Annotated in this window: 18 protein-coding genes; 9 read left to right on the forward strand and 9 right to left on the reverse strand. The window is 62.8% G+C overall.

Going from position 1 to position 20820, the window contains the following annotated elements; genetic code table 11:
* Positions 1 to 74: 74 nt before the first annotated feature.
* The 7 genes from LT40_RS10680 to LT40_RS10710 all read right to left on the reverse strand — a co-directional run bounded on the left by LT40_RS10680 (position 75) and on the right by LT40_RS10710 (position 8457).
* The gene (locus LT40_RS10680) at positions 75 to 767 is read right to left on the reverse strand and encodes an RES family NAD+ phosphorylase (RefSeq protein ID WP_043189795.1); all 693 of its coding nucleotides are present in this window, start codon (positions 765 to 767) and stop codon (positions 75 to 77) included.
* Positions 761 to 1165, reverse strand: a complete 405-nt coding sequence (locus LT40_RS10685) for an antitoxin Xre-like helix-turn-helix domain-containing protein (RefSeq protein ID WP_043189798.1) — start codon at positions 1163 to 1165, stop codon at positions 761 to 763. Before LT40_RS10685 ends, LT40_RS10680 begins: the two co-directional genes overlap by 7 nt.
* Before the next feature lie 40 nt (positions 1166 to 1205).
* Positions 1206 to 3575 (reverse strand): ATP-binding protein, encoded by a 2370-nt coding sequence (locus LT40_RS10690; protein ID WP_052393392.1) that lies wholly within the window; start codon positions 3573 to 3575, stop codon positions 1206 to 1208.
* A gap of 132 nt (positions 3576 to 3707) precedes the next feature.
* Entirely contained in the window at positions 3708 to 4721 is a 1014-nt protein-coding gene (locus LT40_RS10695; RefSeq protein ID WP_052393393.1) for a hypothetical protein, read from the reverse strand.
* A 3-nt stretch (positions 4722 to 4724) separates the two neighbouring features.
* A complete protein-coding gene (locus LT40_RS10700; protein ID WP_043189800.1) occupies positions 4725 to 4976 on the reverse strand; it encodes an acyl carrier protein in 252 nt (83 codons plus the stop codon).
* Entirely contained in the window at positions 4969 to 6891 is a 1923-nt protein-coding gene (locus tag LT40_RS10705) for an HAD-IIIC family phosphatase (protein WP_043189801.1), read from the reverse strand. Before LT40_RS10705 ends, LT40_RS10700 begins: the two co-directional genes overlap by 8 nt.
* A gap of 18 nt (positions 6892 to 6909) precedes the next feature.
* Positions 6910 to 8457: an MBOAT family O-acyltransferase gene (locus LT40_RS10710; RefSeq protein WP_043189803.1), complete on the reverse strand. Its 1548-nt coding sequence runs from the start codon at positions 8455 to 8457 to the stop codon at positions 6910 to 6912.
* An 855-nt stretch (positions 8458 to 9312) separates the two neighbouring features.
* Between LT40_RS10710 and LT40_RS10715 the strand changes: the two genes are divergently transcribed.
* The 8 genes from LT40_RS10715 (at position 9313) to LT40_RS10750 (ending at position 18602) form a co-directional block, all read left to right on the forward strand.
* The gene (locus LT40_RS10715; RefSeq protein ID WP_084139786.1) at positions 9313 to 10395 is read left to right on the forward strand and encodes a glycosyltransferase; all 1083 of its coding nucleotides are present in this window, start codon (positions 9313 to 9315) and stop codon (positions 10393 to 10395) included.
* A gap of 176 nt (positions 10396 to 10571) precedes the next feature.
* Positions 10572 to 11765, forward strand: a complete 1194-nt coding sequence (locus LT40_RS10720; protein WP_052393525.1) for an NAD(P)-dependent oxidoreductase — start codon at positions 10572 to 10574, stop codon at positions 11763 to 11765.
* Between the two features lie 267 nt (positions 11766 to 12032).
* On the forward strand, positions 12033 to 13265 hold the full coding sequence (locus LT40_RS10725; RefSeq protein WP_043189805.1) for a 3-methyl-2-oxobutanoate dehydrogenase (2-methylpropanoyl-transferring) subunit alpha: 1233 nt from the start codon (positions 12033 to 12035) through the stop codon (positions 13263 to 13265).
* A gap of 10 nt (positions 13266 to 13275) precedes the next feature.
* Positions 13276 to 14325 (forward strand): alpha-ketoacid dehydrogenase subunit beta, encoded by a 1050-nt coding sequence (locus tag LT40_RS10730; RefSeq protein ID WP_237749324.1) that lies wholly within the window; start codon positions 13276 to 13278, stop codon positions 14323 to 14325.
* Positions 14326 to 15591, forward strand: coding sequence for a dihydrolipoamide acetyltransferase family protein (locus LT40_RS10735; RefSeq protein WP_043189809.1), 1266 nt, complete (start codon positions 14326 to 14328; stop codon positions 15589 to 15591).
* Between the two features lie 75 nt (positions 15592 to 15666).
* The gene (locus LT40_RS10740; protein WP_043189811.1) at positions 15667 to 16503 is read left to right on the forward strand and encodes an aldo/keto reductase; all 837 of its coding nucleotides are present in this window, start codon (positions 15667 to 15669) and stop codon (positions 16501 to 16503) included.
* A 106-nt stretch (positions 16504 to 16609) separates the two neighbouring features.
* Positions 16610 to 18061: a SulP family inorganic anion transporter gene (locus LT40_RS10745; protein ID WP_043189814.1), complete on the forward strand. Its 1452-nt coding sequence runs from the start codon at positions 16610 to 16612 to the stop codon at positions 18059 to 18061.
* Positions 18062 to 18257: 196 nt separating this feature from the next.
* Entirely contained in the window at positions 18258 to 18602 is a 345-nt protein-coding gene (locus tag LT40_RS10750) for a hypothetical protein (protein WP_052393394.1), read from the forward strand.
* 5 nt (positions 18603 to 18607) lie between these two features.
* On the opposite strand, the gene LT40_RS10755 is transcribed toward LT40_RS10750, so the two are convergent.
* Positions 18608 to 18988 carry a helix-turn-helix domain-containing protein gene (locus LT40_RS10755; RefSeq protein ID WP_193385561.1) on the reverse strand — a complete coding sequence of 127 codons (381 nt, stop codon included), beginning with the start codon at positions 18986 to 18988 and terminating at the stop codon, positions 18608 to 18610.
* A 303-nt stretch (positions 18989 to 19291) separates the two neighbouring features.
* Here LT40_RS10755 and LT40_RS10760 point away from each other — a divergent pair, with 303 nt between their 5' ends.
* Entirely contained in the window at positions 19292 to 19552 is a 261-nt protein-coding gene (locus LT40_RS10760) for an Ogr/Delta-like zinc finger protein (protein WP_043189819.1), read from the forward strand.
* 106 nt (positions 19553 to 19658) lie between these two features.
* On the opposite strand, the gene LT40_RS10765 is transcribed toward LT40_RS10760, so the two are convergent.
* Positions 19659 to 20618, reverse strand: coding sequence for a 2-hydroxyacid dehydrogenase (locus LT40_RS10765; protein ID WP_043189821.1), 960 nt, complete (start codon positions 20616 to 20618; stop codon positions 19659 to 19661).
* Positions 20619 to 20820 lie beyond the last annotated feature (202 nt).

The following is a 20820-nucleotide window of genomic DNA, read 5'->3' on the forward strand; positions in this document are numbered from 1 at the left end:
AGTGTCTGTTCAGAGACCGTGGCTGGGCACGGGTTCAACTTGACTGCTTACGCTCGCGTACGGGAAGTGCGCTGTTAGGGATTGGAAATCCGGTTGACGCTGGTGATGCCACCGTTCCAGATCATTTCGTAATGAGCGCTCTGGATGATCGAGCCGACATGCCGGGGGGTCATCAATGCCCAGCAGCGGTTGCCCGGCGAGCGGACCGAATGGTAGAGCAGGCCTGCCGCGCCCAGTTGCCGAAGCTGCGCACCCAAGGCATTGGCGGTGCTATAGTCGTCTGGCGCATAGATAGCGTCGCGAGGCGACAGCTGGGTGGCATCCCGGCAGCCGCTGTCAGTGAATGCGCAAACCAGGCTGCGGAATACGAACCGCTCGTAGTTCAAGCCAGCGACCTTCGCCCAATAACGGTTCTGGTGATGGTGAACCTCGGCAATCGCCGTCTCGACCGTGTCGGCCAGGTACAGCACGCCGTAGCTGCCGTCACTGAAGCGCGAGCCGTCCGGGTTGACGTGGGTGAACGGCGCGGTGGCATAGGAACAGCCTACGATGCCGAACGGAATCTGTTCGAGGGCGATCAGTTGCAGGGCACCGATCTCGTTTTGCAGCCGGGGATTGGTCAAGGCCTGGAGTCGGTAGAGCATCTCGAATTCGTCGGCGTCGGCAACATCGTCGAACAGCGCGATGGGTGGAAACCTCGAATTGACCAGGCGATGAGCCTGCACCTGCGTACCAGGCAAGATGGGCAAGCGCGCTGCCGTCACCATTGTGCGCCACGCAACGCGTCCACACGGCGAAAGGTTTCGTACAGCGAGATGAAATCCCCCTGGGCCATGACGTCGAGCGGTGTGCGCCCATTGAAGAAGGCGTTGGCGTTCTCCATGCCCGGAAAGCCGTAGACGTTTTCCGGGTTGTCGAAAATCGTGCGCAGGGCGGCATGGATGTTGAGGACGAAGCTGATACGGTGCATTTGGTCCATGTCCAGGCTCACCGACCATTGGGCATCCCCTTGTCGGCCGCGGGTGTAGGTGCTGCGCGAGATGCGCAGGATCCTGCAGGCCTGCTCGCCCGAGGCATTCCACTTATCCAGGATACGCAAGGCGGTGCGCAGACCGGCCACACATTGGTCGCGGGTGAACTCGACGGTCTGCAGCGAGGCGTTCATGATCCAGCCCTCTATTGATCTATAGACGCAACGATAACACCTATAGGTCTACAGAGCCAATCTGCTGTTCATGGTTTTCCAGTGCTCGATACACGTCGTCCACCCAGGCCTGCCAGCCCTCGGCGGGCAATGGTACCGCCCCCAGGTGCTGCTGCAGGCGCTGCATGACGTCGGCCAAGGTCAGTGCGCCGGCCATGCGCGCAGCGCCTTCCATGCGATGGGCCAAGGCAATAGCATCTGGCAGCTGCCGATGCGCCAAGGCCAGGGCGAGCTCACGCAGATCGTCCCGGCAGGTCGCAACCAACAGCTGGTCCAGTGCCTGTCGGGTTCCCGCATCGAGGGCCGGCACGGGCGGCTCCTGCCAGTCCTCGACTTCGAGGAATTGGCTGCACACCCGGGCCAATGCCGCCAACTGCAAGGGCTTGAGCAGCACATCGTTCATGCCGCTGGCGTAGCAAAGTTGCACGTGCTCGGGATCGCTGGCGCCGGAAATGGCAACGATGGGCACATGCGCCCTGCCCCCTGGCAATTGCCGGATCCGCCGAGCCACGGTGTAGCCGTCGATGTCTGGCAACTGGCAATCGAGCAAGACCAGGCCCAGGGAATCGTGCTGGGTCACGGCCCCAAGCGCCTGTGCGCCGCTGCCGACCACTTCGCAACGGTGGCCCAGCACTTCCAGTTGCTGGGCAATGACCTGTCGGTTGAGTACATGGTCTTCCACCACCAAAATCGTCTTGCTCAGCACCACCAACGCCGTCGATGCTGGCAACGATGCTGCCGGTAGTTGCGGTGCAGACGCCCGCAGCTCGACCGGCAACCGGCACGTGATCTCGGTGCCACGGCCCACTTCGCTGCGCAGAGCGATGTGGCCACCCATGCGATGCACCAGCTCACGACAGATGGCCAGGCCCAGGCCGCTGCCGCCATAGCGCTCGGCCGTGCTGCCGTGAGCCTGAGTGAAGGCATCGAACACCTCGGCCTGACGATCCGGGGCGATGCCGACACCGCTGTCGCTGACCCGGATGTCGAGCCAGCCGCTTGCGCCGTCGTCCAGCGGCTGGCATTCAAGGGCCAGGCCGACCTGGCCGTGATGGGTGAACTTGACCGCGTTGGACAGCAGGTTGGACAGGATCTGCCGCACCCGCAGCCGATCGATCATGACTGACCTGTCGTCGAGCCCCTGCGTGCGGTAATCCAGGGCCAGACCCTTGCGCTCGGCCTCGAGGCGGTACAGTTCGGCGACGCTGCGAGCCAATGCGACCATATCGGTGGCTTGCGGATCCAGCTGCACCGCGCCAGCATCCAGACGGGTGATCTCGAGAACGTCGTCGAGCAGTTCCAGAAGGTTCACCGCCGAGTCGTTGGCCAGCCCGACCCACTGTTGCTCGCGGGCGCCTAGGGGGCTGCGCGACAACAGTTCGATGGCCGACAGCACCGCGTTCATCGGCGTGCGTATCTCGTGGCTGATCATGGCCAGGAAGCGCGCCATGCGCCGTTCGCTGCGCTGCGCGCGCCGTTGCGCCACACGGGCACGGCGGGCCAAGGTGGCGAGCAGCACGAGCAGCGCGATGCTGGCGACGATTTCCTGCCAGTAGTACTGCGCCAGGGTCTGCCAGGTGGGCGCGCCGAAATCGGTCTGCACCAGCCAGCGGTCATAGATGTCGTCGGTCGCCTTGGAAGTGAGGCTGTCCAACGCCTTGTCGACGATGGCCAGCAACAGCGGTTCGCTCGGTGTCACGCCCATGGCCAGCACCACCGGCATGTCGGCGACCACGCCGGCCAGGTGCAGGCGCCCGGCGTACTTGCGGCGCAACACCGGTTGCAGCACCGCGTCCAGGCCGATGGCCACGTCGGCGCGCTGTTCGGCCACCGCCGCGAGGGCCTGCTCGGCGTCGCCGATCAACAGCAGACGCACCTCGGGATGGTGCTGGCGAAGGTAGTTTTCGTAGCCGCCACCGCCTTTTACGGCAACCGTCTGCCCTGCCAGGCGGCTGGCAGTGAACAGCATCGGCCTGCCAGCGCGGGTGATCGCCACCGTCGCGCCGAAGAAATACGGCTGGCTCAACAGCAACTGGCTGCGCGGCTGGGCGCTGAGCAATCGTTCGGACACGGCCGAAGCCAGCATCAAACGGCCCGTGGCCAGGGCCTGCTGGGTCGCCTGCCAGTCGGGGCTGGGCACGCGGACCAGGCGCAGGCCGGTGGTGCGCTGGATGTGATCGATGTAGTCGCGGGTCAGCCCCCGGTGCTGACCATTTTCCACGTACTCGATGGGCCAGTAAGGATCGACCGCGTACTCCACCACCGGGTTGTCGCGGATCCAGGCCCGCTCCATGTCGTTCAACGGCAGCGAATGCGCGTCGAGCGAGGCGCTGCAGCACAGCGCAATCAGGAAAATGAGCCAAGCCTTCATAGTGCAGCTGCCCGTGGGGTACGTAGGGGCAGACTAGCAGCGCCGAACCGTGACAGGTTTTTAACGTTTGGCATGCGCCTGAACGGTTATTTTCAAGCGCATGAATGCCGTTCTGACGGGTCGCGGGAAAGGCTATTGACGCTGCACCACAGCCATCTCGGACACTGGCGCCAGGCGCGCTGCGAGGTCGATGGACAGCGCCTGGGCAGCGCTCCAGCGCAAGTGGATGGCGTCGACGAAGGCACTGGGGCTCATCCGGTGATCGGTATCGGCGTTCCAGAACTGCGCACCGTTGCGCTCGAGGGTCAGGCGCAGTGCGCTGTCGAATTGAGCGAGCAAGCGCCCCTGGCTATCGTGGTCGGCTTTCCACTGCGGGTGCAGCGGGGTCGCCACCACGGTCAACTGGCGCCCTTCGCGCGCGAGGCGCTGGGCCAGGCTGTCGAGTGCAGCAAAGCAGGTCGGGTCGAGCGGTTCGGGCTGGCCGTACAGCAAACCGCGGGAATTTTCGGTGTCCAGCGGACCGTCGCCGTAGCGGTTGAACACCAGTGGATCGAATTCGACCTGCCCGGCGCGCTGGGCCTTGACCGTGCGGGCGTTGCGCAACAATGAGCCGGGGGTGAAATAACGCATGTAGGGCAGCCACGCCGAGCCTTGTCCATACACATAGGCATCGGCGTCGCGGCGATCGAAAACAGCTGTGGCGACGGTGCTGCAGCCTGCGAAATCCAGCGGATCGACGATCATCAGCACCTGCTTGACCGTGGTTTCGCGGTCCAGCAGCCAGTTGGCGACGTACACCGACTGGTTGGCGTGCAGCCCGCAGAACGCGCCGTTGAGTGGCCGTACACCGGGTGCCTGCTCAGCCACGGTCTGCCCGTCGAAATGACGCCAGGCCACCGAAGAGCCAACCACCAGCAGGTTCGGCGCCGGCACCGGATGGTCGCGCATGAACGCCAGCTTCTCGTCCGCGCACAAGCTGTTGGAAAAAGCCGGTGGCGGCAGGTTGCCAGTGGCCCGCAGCCCGAGAATCAGGCTGGCGAACAGGGCCAGACTGCCGAACAGCCCGACACCTATCCAGATCAGGTAAGCAGGACCCATGGCCGCCCTACCGGGCTGCGAGGCGTGAGGCTGTGCGGTCGGTTGCATGGGTCAACTCCCGGAACGTTTGCTGTCGATAAGCTGGATGAACTGGCCAACGTTGCGCAACGACTCCAGCTCCGCCGTGCGGAACTTGATGCCGAAGCGCTGCTCCGCGGCGACGATCAGCATCACGTGCATCTGGCTGTCCCAGCCCTCGACCTGGTCGGCCGTGGTGTCGTCGTTCAGCACCAGGCTTTCGTCGTCGAACAGGTCACGGAACAGCTCGGTCAGTTCCTGCAATACGGTGGTGGTCTCAGTCATGACGGATCTCGATGTGGTGGTTGAAGTCGGATGGCGCTGCCAGCGGGTAGCGCCACAGGGTGGCGGTCGAAGCAGGATCGGGGTTCGGCGCCTGGGCAAAACCCAGCTGCGGGTAATGCTCGGCCACCATGGCGTTGCGCTCGCTGGGGCGGTACTCGCCGATCAACGCGCTGTAGCCGGCGTCCGCGGCATGGCGGGCGAGCACCTGCAAGGCGGCCTGCTCAGCCTGGCGCCCCAGCACGCGGCAGCTCATCAGCCAGGTGTCGATGAACAGCTCGTCGCTGGCGCAGGCCGCATCGGGGCGTGCGAGCACGACACTGATCAAGCCGTTGTCGCCGAATTTGTCGGTAAGACGCAGACTCAGGGCAACCGCGCCCGGGGTGTTGGCGAGCTGTTGCACCTGCACCTCGCTGTAGCGCCGGGTGCTGAGGTTGAATTGATTGGTCTTGTTGATCAGTTGGGTCGCCCGCGCCAGTTCCGCAGCGCCGATGGGGCGTGCCTGCATGACCATCTGCAGGCCCTTGAGGTAGCCGGCCATGTCGGTGGCCTGGCCCAGCGCCGCCTGGCGTTCGCTGTTGGCCCGGTAGGTCTGGACCCGGGCACTGTCGTCGGCGGTGAAGGCAATGGCCTCGAAGTACCCCCCTGCAGCCACCCGCGCCGGGTAGTCGGCGACGTCGTCGGGCAATTCCGGCACAGCGACCTGGGGCAGTTCCCGGCGCACGATGTCGCGTTCGGCAGGGTTGTCGTCGACGAACACCAGGCTGTCCAGGCCGATGTTCAGTTGCTCGGCGATGCGTCGCAGATTGCTGGCCTTGTCTTCCCAGTTGGCCATGAACACGGCGATGTCGCTGCGCTCGAGGGCCATTTCCGGATGCTCAAAGGCCGCCTCGGCGACCTGGATATCGTTCTTGCTGCACACCGCCAGAATCACCCCACGGCGCGCCAGTTGCGCCGCATAGCGCTGAAACGCCAGGAAGGCTTCACCGGTGGCACTGCCCTGCCCCAGGTACAGGCCATCCACGCCGTCGTCGCCGACCACGCCGCCCCACAGGGTGTTGTCCAGGTCCAGCACCAGGCACTTGCGCGAACGACCGACCACGGCCGCCGCAATGCGCGCCACGTGCTCGCCATACAGCGGTGCCCAGATCGGACTGACCAATTGCTTGGCCTGATGCCAGCGAACCGGATCGGCCAGGCCATCGCCGTACTGACCGCTCGCGGCGCTCCAGGCCAGGTCCATGAGCAGCACGCCGTCCTCGCGCGCGGCGCGGCGAATTTCGGCGTTGAGGCGCTCGAGCAGGGCCCGTGGGGAGCCGGGTACCAAGGCGTCGAAATGGCCGAACAGCGCCGGGCCGGCGGGCACCAGAGTCTGCTGGATGACTTGGGCACCGTAGCGCTCGCGGGCCTGACGCCAGAGCAGGCGCAGCTCTTCCACGCGCGCCTGCACGGCGTGCTCGGCTTCTCCGGCGCTGGCGTACAGGGCGCAACTGGGCGGTGAATCCAGGGCATCCAGGGCCAGCAGGATCACCTGCGGGGCAAACGCCTTCAGCGCTGGATCGTCGCCCAGCAAGGCTTGCCGATACAAGCCGTAGGGCGCCAGGTACAGCGACATGCCGACCTGGCGTTGCAGCGCGGCAACGCGGATGCCCGGCAGCAGATGGTCGACGGTGTGCGAGGCCAGCACGGCCATGCGCAACGATGTGAAGCCCGGTACCGCCTGCTGCCCTTGACGGGCAAGCAGGTCGATACCTAGCTGCGCCAGGCGATCCAGACGCAATGTCAGGGTGAAATCGCGACGGTAGGCGGCCAAGCGCGCCGTCTCGTGCAGCCGCGCCACAGGATCGCTCAAGGACTTGGCGGTCGAGATCGCCGCGCCCAGGTTCGGGTGTTGTGCAAGCCAGGCTAACTGTTCCATTGTCCGTACCTTGATCGATCAGAACTGAAAGTAGAGAAACTCACTGGGCGCGACCGAAAAGGCGGTGGCCAGTGCGAAAAAGCCCAGCACGCCGATGCCCATCCCCATGACGGCGCTGGGCTGCCAGGCACTGGCCGGCAGCCGGCGCTGCAGCCAATGCAGATCCGGCTTGGCATTGAGCGCGGTGCGGAAATGGCCCATCCATTGCTGGATGTTGGGCAGCGACCAGACGAACGCCAGCAAGGCCGCAATCATCGTCAAGCTGCGCAAGTGCTGGGCTGCCAACTGGGTGGGCAGTTCGCTCGAGCCGAACATGCCGCCCAGTACCGCCAGGGCGCCGGTCAGGCTCGGCGCGCGGAAAAGCACCATGGCCACCACCACGCAAGTGAACGTCAGCAGTACGGCCGGTACCCGATGAACCCAGCGATCGCTGTCCACCGTCCAGCCACGGCGCGCTTTCCAGGCGCGCCAGCCATGGGCTACCACCAGGTAGAAGCCGTGCACCAGGCCAAAGGCCACGAACTGCCAGCCCGCGCCGTGCCACACGCCGGAAATGAACATGGTCAGCACGGTTGGATAAGCCACCACGGTGCAAAACGTACCCAGGCTCATCTTGCCGCGCTTGGGCATCGGCAAACCGGCGGCCATGCGCCGACGGGTGATGCGCAGCACGATCGGGTTATAGATATAGCTGGTGAGAAAGCGGGTCAGGGTCATGTGCCAGCGCGACCAATAGTCGATGACGTTGCGCGCCTTGAACGGGCTATTGAAGTTGGCCGGCAGGCTGATGCCGAACAGCAACCCCAGGCCGATGGCCATGTCGGTGTAGCCAGAAAAATCGAAGTAGATTTGCAGGGTGTAGCTCAATGCACCAATCCAGGCCTCGTGCAGAGCCGGCATCGTGCCGTCCGCTGCCATGGCGAAGACCGGGGCGGCCTTCTCGCCCATGGGGTCGGCCATGATGACTTTCTTGAACAAACCCATGAAAAAAATGCTGGCGCCAATCGACAGGTTGACCAACTGCGGACGGAAGTTGTCGCCATGACGAAACTGCTCGAGCATTTCTCGGTGGTGGGTAATGGGCCCGGCTATGAGGTGTGGAAAAAAGGTGATGAACAGGCAGTAGTTGACGAAGTCGTGCTCTACCACCTCACCGTCATGGGTGTCGACCAGATAGGCAATCTGCTGAAAAGTGAAGAAGGAGATCGCCAACGGCAGGGTGATGTTCTGCAGCGTCCAGCCCAGACCAAACGCCTCGTTGATGTTGCCGAACAGAAAACCGGTGTATTTGAAGTACAACAACAGCGACAGATTGGCGGCCACACCGAAAATCAAGAGTGCCTTTGAACGCGTGCGCAACAGTTGCCCGGCCAGAACATAGTTGAAGACGATGCTGCCCAGCAGCAAAGGTACGTTGGCCGGGTTCCACCAGCCGTAGAATACCAGCGACGCCAGCGTCAGCCACACGGCCGCCAGACGCTTGCGCCCGGTTGCGGCGAGCAGGAAGAAACCCAGCAAGACCACCGGTAAAAACCCGGCAATGAATACCATCGAGTTGAACAACATCGGTATTACCCCGCGACGTGGCGCGACATGGATACGTTTTTTGAACAAGGCAGTCGCCCGAACATGCACACGACCGGGCACCTCACTCATGAATTGCCAATGGCATAGTCACGAAGAAGTGGTAGGGAAAAGCCCGGTACGAAGAGGCGAGTGAAGAAAGTTCACTGTCCCGGACGAATGGACAGGAGGATGTCGCAAACTTAAACGCCGTGCAAGTCGTCGCCTACGAAGATAGTTGTTTCGCCATTGAGCTCTGTTAAAACCATTGAAATACAGCCAATTAGTTTTTTGACGCGCCTGATTTGGCGCGCGGATTCTTGACATATGGACACGACAAAACATTGACTGCCAATAAAATCAATGACTTACGTAAAACAGGAGGCAAATGTAAAATTTTTGTCAAAAATCGTGATTCGCTGCATTGACTTACATGCCAAGCCCACCTTAAATTCACTCCAACGCCCATGAAACCTCGCTCCCGAGACTTTCTGACGGCAACAAGAGCGTCTAGCCCGTTCTGGCGAAAGCGCCGTAAAAGCCTATTAAATAGTGAGTCCACTGCACTGCACGGACCGGCGGTAGCGTTAGCGTGCAACCGACGATGCTGTTTAACAGGCTCCGCTTTTTAAGTGACGCGCGTTTCAACCGCCAAAGTTGGGCGGACGGGCAGCGTGAGCCCGGCCAGGCCGGGCACAGATTTATTAGATGCAAGTGTGGTCGAGTACAAATACGGAACATGCAGTGTTATTGCCTCGCTTGAAATGCGTTTCAATGCGCTCCGCCGCAGCACGTGGAAAACAGCGTTAACCCAAAGGCGGTGCAAACCCCCTCCTCTTTTCAAGCGAAGGCATCCACATGGTCGATACACGTCAACAACATTCGACAATCCTGATTGACGGCTACTCCTACCTCGAGGTGTTCTCGGGGGAGGAAAAGCGCCCTAAAGAAGGAACGACCATCGTCACGGTGACCTATGGCGATCGCCTGGGCTATCTGGAGCAACTGGTTGCCGATGCCTTGAGCTTCGCTGAAATCGATGAGGTGTTGATCGTCAGCAATGCTGCAACCGCCCCTGTGGATGAATTGGCCGAGCGCTGGCCTGGCCGCGTGCGGGTGATCCAGCTGGCGGAAAACAGCGGTTCGGCCAATGGTTATGCAGTGGGCATAGAAGCCGCGCTGGCCAATGGTGCCGAGTACATCTGGATGATGGACGACGACAACACCCCGACGCCGGCTGCCGTGCAGTTGCTGCACGCTGAACTCAAGCGCTTGGAAGGCGTGCACGGCAGCAACCAGGTGGCGGTACTGGGTTTCCGCCCGGGCCAGCAGGAAGACATCGCCCAGGGCGTGCCCCTGCGTTTCGCCACGCAGCGGCCTTCGAGCTACTTCGGTTTCCATGTAGCGCAGATCCCCTACAAGCTGTGGCGTCGTCGCCCCTGGGGCAAGCGCGGCAGCAAACCGGCCGCCATGCTCAGCCTGCCGTTTGCGCCCTACGGCGGCATGCTCGGCCACCGCAGCCTGTACGAAAGCATCGGCGTGCCGCGTCGCGAGCTGGTGCTGTATGTAGACGACACCGAGTACACCCGGCGCATTACCGCCAACGGTGGTCACCTCTACCTACTGACCGACGCGGTGATCGACGAGCTGGAAGATTCCTGGAACAACAAGGCCAACACTCGCAACATCTACGAGTCGTTCCTGCTGGGCAATTCGGACTTTCGCGCCTACTACTCGGCGCGCAACCAGGCCTGGTTCGACAAGCATGTATGGCTGGCCTCGCCGTTGATGTACCGCCTCAACCGCAAGATCTTCAATTCACTACTGACTTATTTCGCTCGCCGTCGCAATGCCCAGGATCGCTTGGCGCTGCTGCAGCGAGCCATTCACGACGGCGAGAACTCGAAGCTGGGCATGAGTTCGACGTTCCCGCTGCGCTGATGATGCTCTACCCCGATTTTGCTGTGCCCTGATGGACCTGCACAACCCAGGCGCCGTCCCTGACCAAGGATCGCGGACGGCCTGCTGTGCCTAGCTGTTTCCTGCAGTTCAACTTTTCGAGAGTGCGCCCCATGGACAAGACAACTGTTACCCGGATTGGTGTGAGCGGCACCGGCATGATTGCACGCGCGCTGGTATTGCTTCTGGCCAAGCATTACAAGGACGTACAGGTGACGCGGGTACTGACCCGTCGCCCGGTGCGGGAGTTGGCGAATTTTCCGTTGGACGGCGTCCTGACCAACTCGCTCGATGACTTGATCGACCACAGCGACCTGGTAATCGAGTGCAGCGGCGACGTGTGTCACGGTACCGTGGTGATCGAGCGTGCCTTCAGCGCCGGTCTGCGCGTGATCACCGTCAACGCCGAACTGCAGGTGACCACCGGTTCGTACCTGGCAGGCCAGGGCTTCCTCACCGAAGCCGAAGGCGATCAGCCAGGCTCCCTGGCCGCGCTGCGTGAAGAAGCCATCATGATGGGCTTCGAGCCGCTGGTGTACGGCAACATGAAGGGTTACCTGAACCATAACCCTACCCACGAGGACATGGCCTACTGGTCGTCCCGTCAGGGTATCAGCATCGAGCAGACCACCTCTTTCACCGACGGCACCAAGGTGCAGATCGAACAGGCTCTGGTCGCCAACGGTTTCGGCGCGACCATCACCCGCCAAGGTATGGAAGGCTTGCCGTCGACCAACCTGGACGAAAGCGCAGCCATATTGGGCGCCCTCGCCGACGGCCTCGGCCAGTCGATCGTCGACTACGTGATCCCCAGTGGCTATGCCGCCGGCGGCGTGTTCCTGGTCGGTCGCCACGACCGCGTGCAGAGCCAGGCCCTGCAGTACCTGAAACTGGGCGCTGGTCCCTACTACGCACTGCTGCGCCCTTTCCACCTGTGTTCGCTGGAAGTGGGCAAGACTCTGCGTCGCGTGCTCAACGGTGGCGGCATCCTGCTGAACAACTCGACCAACCCCACCGTGGGCGTGGCGGCCATCGCCAAGCATGCGATGCCGGCAGGCGAGCGGATCAGCCGTGGTATCGGCGGCTTCCAGCTGCGCGGCGAGAGTGTGATCATCGACCGTCACGAGGACCACGTTCCGATCGGTCTGATGAGCCATGCCATCATGAAGCGCGCCGTGGAACCGGGCCAGATGATCACCTTCGACGACGTCGACCTGCAACCTAGCCGCGCGCTGGACATCGTCCTGCAGCAACGCAAGGGTACCCGCATCCTGGTCGACGACCTGTCCCTGGTGACCGGCCGCTCCGCTGCACAGCCGTTGTTCACGGGTGTGGAAGCCGTTCTGGCCTGACGCCCTGCCCGCTGCACCACAAGAACCCGCCTCGGCGGGTTTTTGCGTTTTCAGGGCTCGCCGAATAGATGTCCAAACAGTGCATGAATACCGGTCAAATCCGAGCGGGAGCGCATGATTCATGCAAAACCGCGATTGCCGTAGCCCGTTTTGGACATGATTTCGCCGTCGGCGCGCCGTAGCATAAGTTCCGAGCGGCCCGTCATGGCCGACTAGACTCAACCCTAGCGCTGCACCCACAACAACAAGATCAAGGGTAGTGACGACGTGAATGACTATCTTCCCCTCAGGCTTCATGTGCCTGAACCCAGCGGCCGTCCCGGCTGCAAGACCGATTTTTCCTACCTGCAACTCAGTGCTGCGGGCGCGGTACGCAAGCCTGCCGTCGACGTCGACCCCCAGGCCACCGCCGACCTGGCGGCCAGCCTGGTGCGGGTGCTCGACGAACAGGGTCACGCACAGGGCCCATGGGCCGAGGACATTCCCGCGCAGGTGTTGCACGACGGCCTGCGCGCCATGCTGACCACGCGCATCTACGACACGCGGATGGTCACCGCCCAGCGCCAGAAGAAAATGTCCTTCTATATACAGAGCCTGGGCGAGGAGGCTATCGGCAGCGCCCATGCCCTGGCGCTGCGCGGCGACGACATGTGCTTCCCCACCTACCGCCAGCAAAGCATCCTGATGGCGCGCAAGCTGCCGCTGGTCGACATGATCTGCCAGCTGTTCTCCAACGAGAAGGACCCGCTCAAGGGCCGCCAGCTGCCGGTCATGTACTCCTACAAGGACGAAGGCTTCTTCAGCATCTCCGGCAACCTGGCGACCCAGTTCGTGCAGGCGGTGGGCTGGGCCATGGCCTCGGCCATCCAGGGCGACACGCGCATCGCATCGGCCTGGATCGGGGACGGCTCCACCGCCGAGGCCGACTTCCATACCGCACTGACCTTCGCCCACGTGTACCGCGCGCCGGTGATTCTCAACGTGGTCAACAACCAGTGGGCAATCTCGTCCTTCCAGGGGATCGCCGGTGGTGAAGCGACCACGTTCGCCGGGCGCGGGGTGGGCTGCGGGATCGCCTCGCTGCGCGTCGACGGCAACGATTTTCTGGCCGTGTTCGCCGCCTCGCGCTGGGCCGCCGAGCGCGCCCGGCGCAACCACGGCCCGACCCTGATCGAGTGGGTCACCTACCGCGCCGGCCCGCACTCGACCTCCGACGATCCGTCCAAGTACCGCCCTGCCGACGACGGCCAGCACTTTCCGCTGGGCGATCCGATCGCGCGCCTCAAGCAGCACCTGATCGTCAGCGGCGTGTGGAGCGAGGAGCAGCACGCTGCCCTGGAAAGCGAGATCGAAGCCCAGGTCATTGCCGCACTCAAGGCTGCCGAGCAATTCGGCACGCTGGTCAGCGGTCGGGTCGCCAGCGCCGCGACCATTTTCGAAGACGTCTACAAGGACATGCCCGAGCACCTGCGTCGGCAACGTCAGCAGATGGGAGCCTGATGCCATGAACATGCCTACAGAAACATTGGTCGAGAACCAGAACAGCACGGCCATCATGAGCATGGTGCAGGCCATCCGGTCAGCCATGGACGTCATGCTCGAACGCGACCCGAAGGTGGTCGCCTTCGGCCAGGACATTGGCTACTTCGGCGGGGTGTTCCGCTGCACCGAAGGGCTGCAAGCCAAGTACGGCCGCTCGCGGGTGTTCGATACGCCCATTTCCGAAAGCGGCATCGTCGGCATCGCCGTCGGCATGGGTGCCTACGGCTTGCGCCCGGTGGCGGAAATCCAGTTCGCCGACTACGTCTACCCGGCCTATGACCAACTGGCATCGGAAGCCGCCCGACTGCGCTTTCGCTCGGCCGGACAGTTCAGCGCACCGATGACCGTACGCATGCCCTGCGGTGGCGGGATCTACGGTGGACAGACACACAGCCAGAGCCCCGAGGCCATCTTCACCCAGGTCTGCGGCCTGCGCACGGTGATGCCGTCCAACCCCTACGACGCCAAGGGCCTGTTGATCGCCGCCATCGAAAACGATGATCCCGTGATATTCCTGGAGCCCAAGCGCCTTTACAACGGCCCCTTCGACGGTCATCACGACCGGCCGGTGACGCCGTGGTCCAAGCATGCGGCCAGCGCCGTGCCCGAGGGCTACTACACCGTACCGCTGGACAGCGCCGCCATCGTGCGGCCAGGCAGTGACGTTACCGTGCTCACCTACGGCACCACCGTCTACGTGGCGGTCACCGCCGCCGAGGAAACCGGGATCGATGCCGAGGTGATCGACCTGCGCAGCCTGTGGCCGCTGGACCTGGACACCATCGTCGAATCGGTGAAGAAGACCGGGCGCTGTGTGGTGGTCCATGAAGCGACGCGCACCTGTGGCTTCGGCGCCGAATTGGTGGCGCTGGTGCAGGAGCACTGTTTCCACCATCTGGAGGCGCCCATCGAGCGCGTCACCGGCTGGGATACACCCTACCCGCATGCCCAGGAATGGGCGTACTTCCCTGGCCCGACGCGTGTCGGCGCTGCCTTGCACCGTGTGATGGAGGTCTGAATGGGCACGCATGTGATTCGTATGCCGGACATCGGCGAAGGCATTGCGCAGGTGGAGCTGGTGGAGTGGTTCGTCAAGGTCGGTGATGTCGTCAGTGAAGACCAGGTCCTGGCCGATGTGATGACCGACAAAGCCACGGTTGAGATTCCAAGCGCCGTGGCCGGCACTGTGGTCGCCCTGGGCGGCATGCCGGGTGAGGTGATGGCGGTGGGTGCGGAGCTGATCCGCATCGAAGTGCAAGGCACCGGCAATCATCATGCTGCCGAAACGCCGGTGACGGTGGACGACGTCGACGACGTCGACGACGTTGCGAGCGTGCCCTCGGCGCCTTCGGTCAACGCCCCAGCGAAATCCGCACCGGTGGCGACAGCCGCGGTGCACGCGTCGACGAGTGACGCCGGCACGCGCCCATTGGCCTCGCCGGCCGTGCGCCAACGGGCACGGGACGAAGGCATCGACCTGGCCGCGCTGCGTGGCACCGGCCCGAGCGGGCGCATCCGTCATGCCGACCTGGACGCTTTCCTCAGCGGCAGCCGCACGCCACAGGCGGCGACCATGGGCACGCCGCGTATCGACGAGGAACGCATCCCGGTCATCGGCCTGCGTCGCAAGATTGCCCAACGCATGCAGGAAGCCACGCGGCAGGTCGCCCATTTCAGCTATGTGGAAGAAATCGACGTCACTGCCCTGCTGTCGCTGCGCGCTGACCTCAATGCCCAGTTCGGCGAGAGCCGAGGCAAACTTACGCTGCTGCCCTTGCTGATCCGTGCGCTGGTGGTGGCGCTGCGCGAGTTCCCGCAGATCAACGCTCACTACGACGATCAACAGCAGGTGGTGACTCGCTACGGTGCCGTGCACATGGGGGTTGCGACCCAGAGCGACAACGGCTTGATGGTGCCAGTGCTGCGCCATGCCGAAGCGGCTGACCTGTGGTTCACGGCAGGTGAGATCAACCGCCTGGCGCACGCTGCACGCACCGGCAAGGCGGCGCGCAACGAGCTGTCGGGTTCGACCATCACCTTGACCAGCCTGGGCGCGCTGGGCGGCATCGCCTCCACGCCAGTGATCAACCGCCCCGAGGTCGCCATCGTTGGCGTCAACCGCGTGGTCGAACGGCCGATGGTGGTCAACGGGCAGATCGTGATTCGACAGATGATGAACCTCTCCAGCTCGTTCGATCACCGCGTGGTCGACGGCATGGACGCGGCGCGCTTCATCCAGGCGGTCAAGCGCCTGCTGGAGCAACCGGCGATGCTTTTCGTCTGACTGCGCTGGTCTGAACTATGCCTGGCGGCGGTGGGTCGACATCCCTATCGCCTCATTGCCACCAGGAGCTACCCCATGCCACACGCGCCATTGATCACCCTCAACGACGGCATCCAGATCCCGCAACTGGGTCTGGGCGTCTGGCAGCTCGACGACGACCAGGCCTATGCTTCCAGCGTCGCCGCACTCAAGGCCGGCTACCGCCACATCGACACCGCCATGATCTACGGCAACGAAGCCGGCGTGGGCCGCGCCGTGGCCGAAAGCGAGCTGGCACGCGACGAAATCTTCATCACCACCAAGCTGTGGAACACCGACCAGGGCTATGACAGCACCCTGCGCGCGTTCGACGCGAGCATGGCCAAATTGGGCCTTGAGCAGCTCGACCTGTACCTGATCCACTGGGCACTGCCCAAGAAAAACGCCTACCGTGAGACCTGGAAGGCCTTCGTGCGTTTGCAGGAAGAAGGCCGCGTGCGTTCCATCGGCGTGTCCAACTTCCATGCCGATCACCTACAGCACATCATCGACGAAACCGGTGTTACGCCGTCGGTGAACCAGATCGAACTGCACCCCGATTTCGCCCAGGTCGAGCTGGCCAAGTTCTGCAAAGGCCTGAACATCGTTACCGAGTCGTGGAGCCCGCTGGGTCAAGGCGGCGCCCTGCTGTCCCAGCCCGTGCTGTCGCAGATCGCCGAAAAGCACGGCAAGAGCGCGGCTCAGGTCATCCTGCGCTGGCACATCCAGAATCAGCACGTGGTGATTCCGCGTTCGAGCAATCCGGAGCGTATCGCGCAGAATCTCGACGTGTTCGATTTCGTTCTGGATGACCAGGATCTGCAGGCCATTGCCCATATCCCACAAACCGGCCGCCTGGGGCCCAACCCTGAAACCTTCGACATGGGTGCATGACAGACACACTTCGCAACACCTGTTAAACTGTAGACCTTCCAAAAAATCGATAGATGCACCCCACGGCTCACCTGCCGCGGGGTGTTTTTGTGCTGATAGGTATTGCATGTCCGTAACCGATATACGCCGTAACGTTCTGGCTGGCCTGACGTCATCTTTCGCGCTGGTGCCCGAGTGCATCGCCTTTGCCCTGGTGGCCCAGGTCAACCCATTGATGGGCTTGTATGGCGCGTTCATCATCTGCACCCTCACCGCTTTGCTGGGAGGTCGGCCAGCAATGATTTCCGGCGCGGCCGGCTCGATGGCCGTGGTCATCATCGCGCTGGTGGTGCAGCACGGTGTGCAATACCTGTTGGCCACCGTGGTGCTCAGTGGCCTGATCATGGCGATCTTCGGCCTGCTGCGTCTCGGCAAGCTGGTGCGCATGGTGCCGCATCCGGTCATGCTCGGCTTCGTCAACGGCCTGGCGATCGTCATCGCCCTGTCCCAGCTCGAACACTTCAAGACCCACGACGGCCAGTGGCTGCCATTGGATGAACTGAGCATCATGGTTGCGCTGGTGCTACTGACCATGGCCGTGGTTTACCTGCTGCCGCGCCTGACCAAGGCGGTGCCTGGCGCATTGGTGGCGATCATCGGGGTCAGCGTGCTGGTGCAGTGGCTGCACCTGCCCACGCGCACCCTGGCCGACATGGCGGCCATCGCCGGCGGCTTGCCCAGCTTCGCGTGGCCAAGCGTGCCGCTGGACCTGGCGACGCTGAAAATCATCGCGCCCTATGCGGCGCTGATGGCCATGGTCGGGCTGCTGGAAACCTTGCTGACTTTCAACCTCACCGACGAGATCACCGAGACCCGTGGTCAGCCCAACCGCGAGTGCGTGGCGCTGGGCGTGGCCAATATCACTTCGGGCCTGTTCGGTGGCATGGGTGGTTGCGCAATGATCGGGCAGACCGTGATCAACCTGAGCTCCGGTGGCCGTGGACGGCTGTCCGGGGTGGTCAGCGGGGTGATGATCCTGCTGTTCATCCTGTTCCTGTCACCGCTGATCGAGCGCATTCCGCTGGCTGCGCTGGCCGGGGTGATGTTCGTGGTGGCCCAGCAGACCTTCGCCTGGGGCTCGGTGCGGGTACTGGGCAAGGTGCCCGGCAACGATGCCGTGGTGATCGTCGCGGTGACTGTCATCACCGTGTTCACCGACCTGGCCACCGCCGTGTTCTGCGGCATCCTCATCGCCGCGCTGGCGTTCGCCTGGCAGCATTCGCGCGACATGCGCAGCGATGTCCACGACAGCGACGAGGCACGCGTGTACACCCCCCATGGCACGCTGTTCTTCGCCTCGACCACGCATTTCCAGGCGCTGTTCGATCCGCAGAACGATCCTGACCAGGTCTACATCGACTGCCGGTACCTGCACATGGTCGATCATTCGGCCATCGCCGCCCTGGAAAACCTCGCCGCGCGCTACGGCAAGTTCGGCAAGCAGCTGCAACTTCGCCAATTGTCTGCGCGCAACCAACGCCTGCTGGAAAAGGCCCACGCGGCCGTCACCATCGCCTGAGTACACCGCGGGCGCCTCTGTCCGGCTTTCCTACAAGGCCTCACCCTTGAGCCTTGAGAGTCGCCGAGTGACGATGGTTTCAGTGCCGCCGTTCGCGGCTCGAGACCTGGGAGAGGTGCCATGCGCTTGAAGAATACGGAACGTTCCATTGCCATGGGTCATCGGCCCGAAGGCTCGACGCGCGAGCGGTCGGATCATGAATCATGAGACGCTGGCCGCCGGCGCCGCGGCGGTGTCGGACCTCGCCCTCGGCGCATCCTGGCTGACGTACGGTGACCTGGTCGGCGCAGTACTGGGTGCCTGCCTGGTAGTGAGCCAGCGGCCGGCGCGCAATAACGGCCGCAAGTTGTGCAATCTGTTGCTGGCCATCGGTGTGGGCCTGCTTTTTGCGCCAATGGCGGAGGCCCAGTTACCCCAACTTACCCACGGCATTGCCGCCTTTGGATGCGCATTGCTGGTGATTCCACTGAGCATGAAGTTGAGAAACTGGGTGGGGCAACTGGACATCGAACAGATCCTGCGCCGCTTCAGGGGCCCCTGAGTCATTTAATTGGGTGTACGCAGACGGACAACTTCTTGCTGAAGTTCGCGCAGCAACTTTCGATCCAGTGCAACACGATGAACATGCTCCTGATCTTTGGCATCGAGCCCTTGCAGCGTCGCCAGGATGGCAACGACCGACTCATCGGCCAGTAATGCATGAGGTTCGGGAAGCATGGCACCGCGACCCAGTAGCAGCCAGTCCAGGGAAATGCCGTCGGTGCGGGCCAGGTTCATGCACAGGCCATAGGGAATGCTGGCGCGAGCACGCCAGCTGCCCAGGGTTTGCGGGCTGATGCCCAGTGCCTTGGCCAACGCGGCGTCATTGGGCGCTGCCAATAATTGTTTGAGCCGATCCAGGACTTCAGTTGCTTCTGAGGTACGCACGTAGGGAACTTCCGCTTGACCCACTCAATTTGAGTGTATTAATTTATTCGAAATGCATATAAATATTAACCCTAGTTCATAAATCAAGGATATCCAAGATGCAGTCCTACAACTTACATCCATCGTAACGAATTTTCCTACACAGCGCAGGTACCTGGACCCAGTCCTTTTATCCGCTGACTGTGCAGAGGCAAGACGCAGGCAGCAATAGCAATGCACTCAAGGAAGACTTACTTAAAATTTTGTAGTTGACCCCCGGTGTCTCAGTGTCACGAGCACGGCACGGGTCATAAGGTTTGAAGAATGAGCACTTACAAGATGGTATGCCCTCACTGCAAGAACAGAATGCGCATACGCACCAGCGAGGGCACGCATGTGTTCCTGCGCGTGGCCTACCTGCAATGCACGAACGAAATCTGCGGCTGGTCGGTGCGGGCGGAGTTCGAGATGACTCACGAATTGTCACCCAGTGGCGTGGCCAATCCGGACATTCATCTGCCCAGCGCGCCGATTGCCTTGCGCCGTGCGGCGAGCAAGCCGACCGAGACGGCAGGCGCCGCCTGATCTGCCGCCGCGCTCGACGCAGGCGCCGAGTACGGGGGCCTGCGTCGAGCACAAGCATGTTGCGGCAGGTAACGTTGCGTGCCTGCCGGTGCGTTCGGGGTGAGTCTCAGCCTACGGGCGTCAGCACCTTGCGGCTGTCGTGGAAGTAGGCCTGAATGTTGCTCCACACCAGGTCGCCCATGGCCTGACGCGTCTCATGGGTACCGCTGGCCAGATGGGGCAGCAGCACCACGTTGTGCAGGTCGATCAGTGCCTGTGGCACGTTGGGCTCGTCCTCGTAGACATCCAGACCGGCACCGGCAATGCGGCCGTCGCTTAGCGCTTGGATCAAGGCCGACTGATCGACCACACTGCCACGGGCGATATTGACCAGGAAACCCTTGCTGCCCAGCAAGTCGATGCGCTTGGCATCGATCAGCCCTTCCGTCGACTTGCCACCGGGTACGGCCAGTACCAGCACGTCGCAGTCGGTGATCATCGCATCCAGGTCGGCGTAGTACTGGTAGGCGACGCCGGGCTTGGGTTTGCGGTTGTGGTAAAGCACGTGCATGTCGAACGCAGCGGCGCGCTTGGCAATGGACTCGCCGATGTTGCCCAGGCCGACGATACCGATCTTCTTGCCGCCAATCTTGCTGGCGAGGGGAAACTTGCCTTGGGTCCACTTGCCTGCGCGCACGAAGCGATCAGCTTCGCTGTAGCGACGCATGACATCCAGGGTCAGTGCCATGGCGGTATCGGCGACGCAATCGTCCAGCACCGCTGGGGTATTGGTGACGACGATGCCACGGTCACGGGCGGCGTCCACGGCGATCGAGTCGTAGCCGACGCCGAAGCTGAAAATCGCTTCCAGGTTGGGCAGTTTGCCGATGACTTCGCTGCTGGCGCCCAGGGCACCCGATGTGACGATGGCCTTGATGCGGTCGCCGTGCTGCGCCAGCCAGGCGTTCTGATCCGGCAGCTCCCAGAAACGGGTGGCATCGAAATGGGTTTCCACGGCCTCCTGCAGGCTGGGCAGCAGTGCCCCGATGATCAAGACGGATACGTCGCGGGTCGATGGCTGTGTCATGAAACCTCCTGTTTGCATCGTTGGTATTGTTATCGTAACGCCCCGTGGCACAACGACGCCACGCAGCCAGTCGCATTACTGCTCGAAGTCATCGTACAACTTGCTTCCGCGCACTGACAACCACTGGCCTGCGACGCAGACGGCGGTTGTATGCTGAGCGTAACCCACTAGACTGCACCTACACGCCGACGAAGAAGCCGCC

This window comes from Pseudomonas rhizosphaerae (assembly GCF_000761155.1).
In the GTDB taxonomy this organism is placed as follows: domain Bacteria; phylum Pseudomonadota; class Gammaproteobacteria; order Pseudomonadales; family Pseudomonadaceae; genus Aquipseudomonas; species Aquipseudomonas rhizosphaerae.

Bases quoted from the DNA above. Each gene is read 5' to 3' on its own strand.
- LT40_RS10680 (WP_043189795.1), bottom strand. From the start codon at position 767: ATGGTGACGGCAGCGCGCTTGCCCATCTTGCCTGGTACGCAGGTGCAG.
- LT40_RS10685 (WP_043189798.1), bottom strand. From the start codon at position 1,165: ATGAACGCCTCGCTGCAGACCGTCGAGTTCACCCGCGACCAATGTGTG.
- LT40_RS10690 (WP_052393392.1), bottom strand. From the start codon at position 3,575: ATGAAGGCTTGGCTCATTTTCCTGATTGCGCTGTGCTGCAGCGCCTCG.
- LT40_RS10695 (WP_052393393.1), bottom strand. From the start codon at position 4,721: ATGCAACCGACCGCACAGCCTCACGCCTCGCAGCCCGGTAGGGCGGCC.
- LT40_RS10700 (WP_043189800.1), bottom strand. From the start codon at position 4,976: ATGACTGAGACCACCACCGTATTGCAGGAACTGACCGAGCTGTTCCGT.
- LT40_RS10705 (WP_043189801.1), bottom strand. From the start codon at position 6,891: ATGGAACAGTTAGCCTGGCTTGCACAACACCCGAACCTGGGCGCGGCG.
- LT40_RS10710 (WP_043189803.1), bottom strand. From the start codon at position 8,457: ATGTTGTTCAACTCGATGGTATTCATTGCCGGGTTTTTACCGGTGGTC.
- LT40_RS10715 (WP_084139786.1), top strand. From the start codon at position 9,313: ATGGTCGATACACGTCAACAACATTCGACAATCCTGATTGACGGCTAC.
- LT40_RS10720 (WP_052393525.1), top strand. From the start codon at position 10,572: ATGATTGCACGCGCGCTGGTATTGCTTCTGGCCAAGCATTACAAGGAC.
- LT40_RS10730 (WP_237749324.1), top strand. From the start codon at position 13,276: ATGCCTACAGAAACATTGGTCGAGAACCAGAACAGCACGGCCATCATG.
- LT40_RS10735 (WP_043189809.1), top strand. From the start codon at position 14,326: ATGGGCACGCATGTGATTCGTATGCCGGACATCGGCGAAGGCATTGCG.
- LT40_RS10740 (WP_043189811.1), top strand. From the start codon at position 15,667: ATGCCACACGCGCCATTGATCACCCTCAACGACGGCATCCAGATCCCG.
- LT40_RS10745 (WP_043189814.1), top strand. From the start codon at position 16,610: ATGTCCGTAACCGATATACGCCGTAACGTTCTGGCTGGCCTGACGTCA.
- LT40_RS10750 (WP_052393394.1), top strand. From the start codon at position 18,258: ATGAATCATGAGACGCTGGCCGCCGGCGCCGCGGCGGTGTCGGACCTC.
- LT40_RS10760 (WP_043189819.1), top strand. From the start codon at position 19,292: ATGAGCACTTACAAGATGGTATGCCCTCACTGCAAGAACAGAATGCGC.
- LT40_RS10765 (WP_043189821.1), bottom strand. From the start codon at position 20,618: ATGACACAGCCATCGACCCGCGACGTATCCGTCTTGATCATCGGGGCA.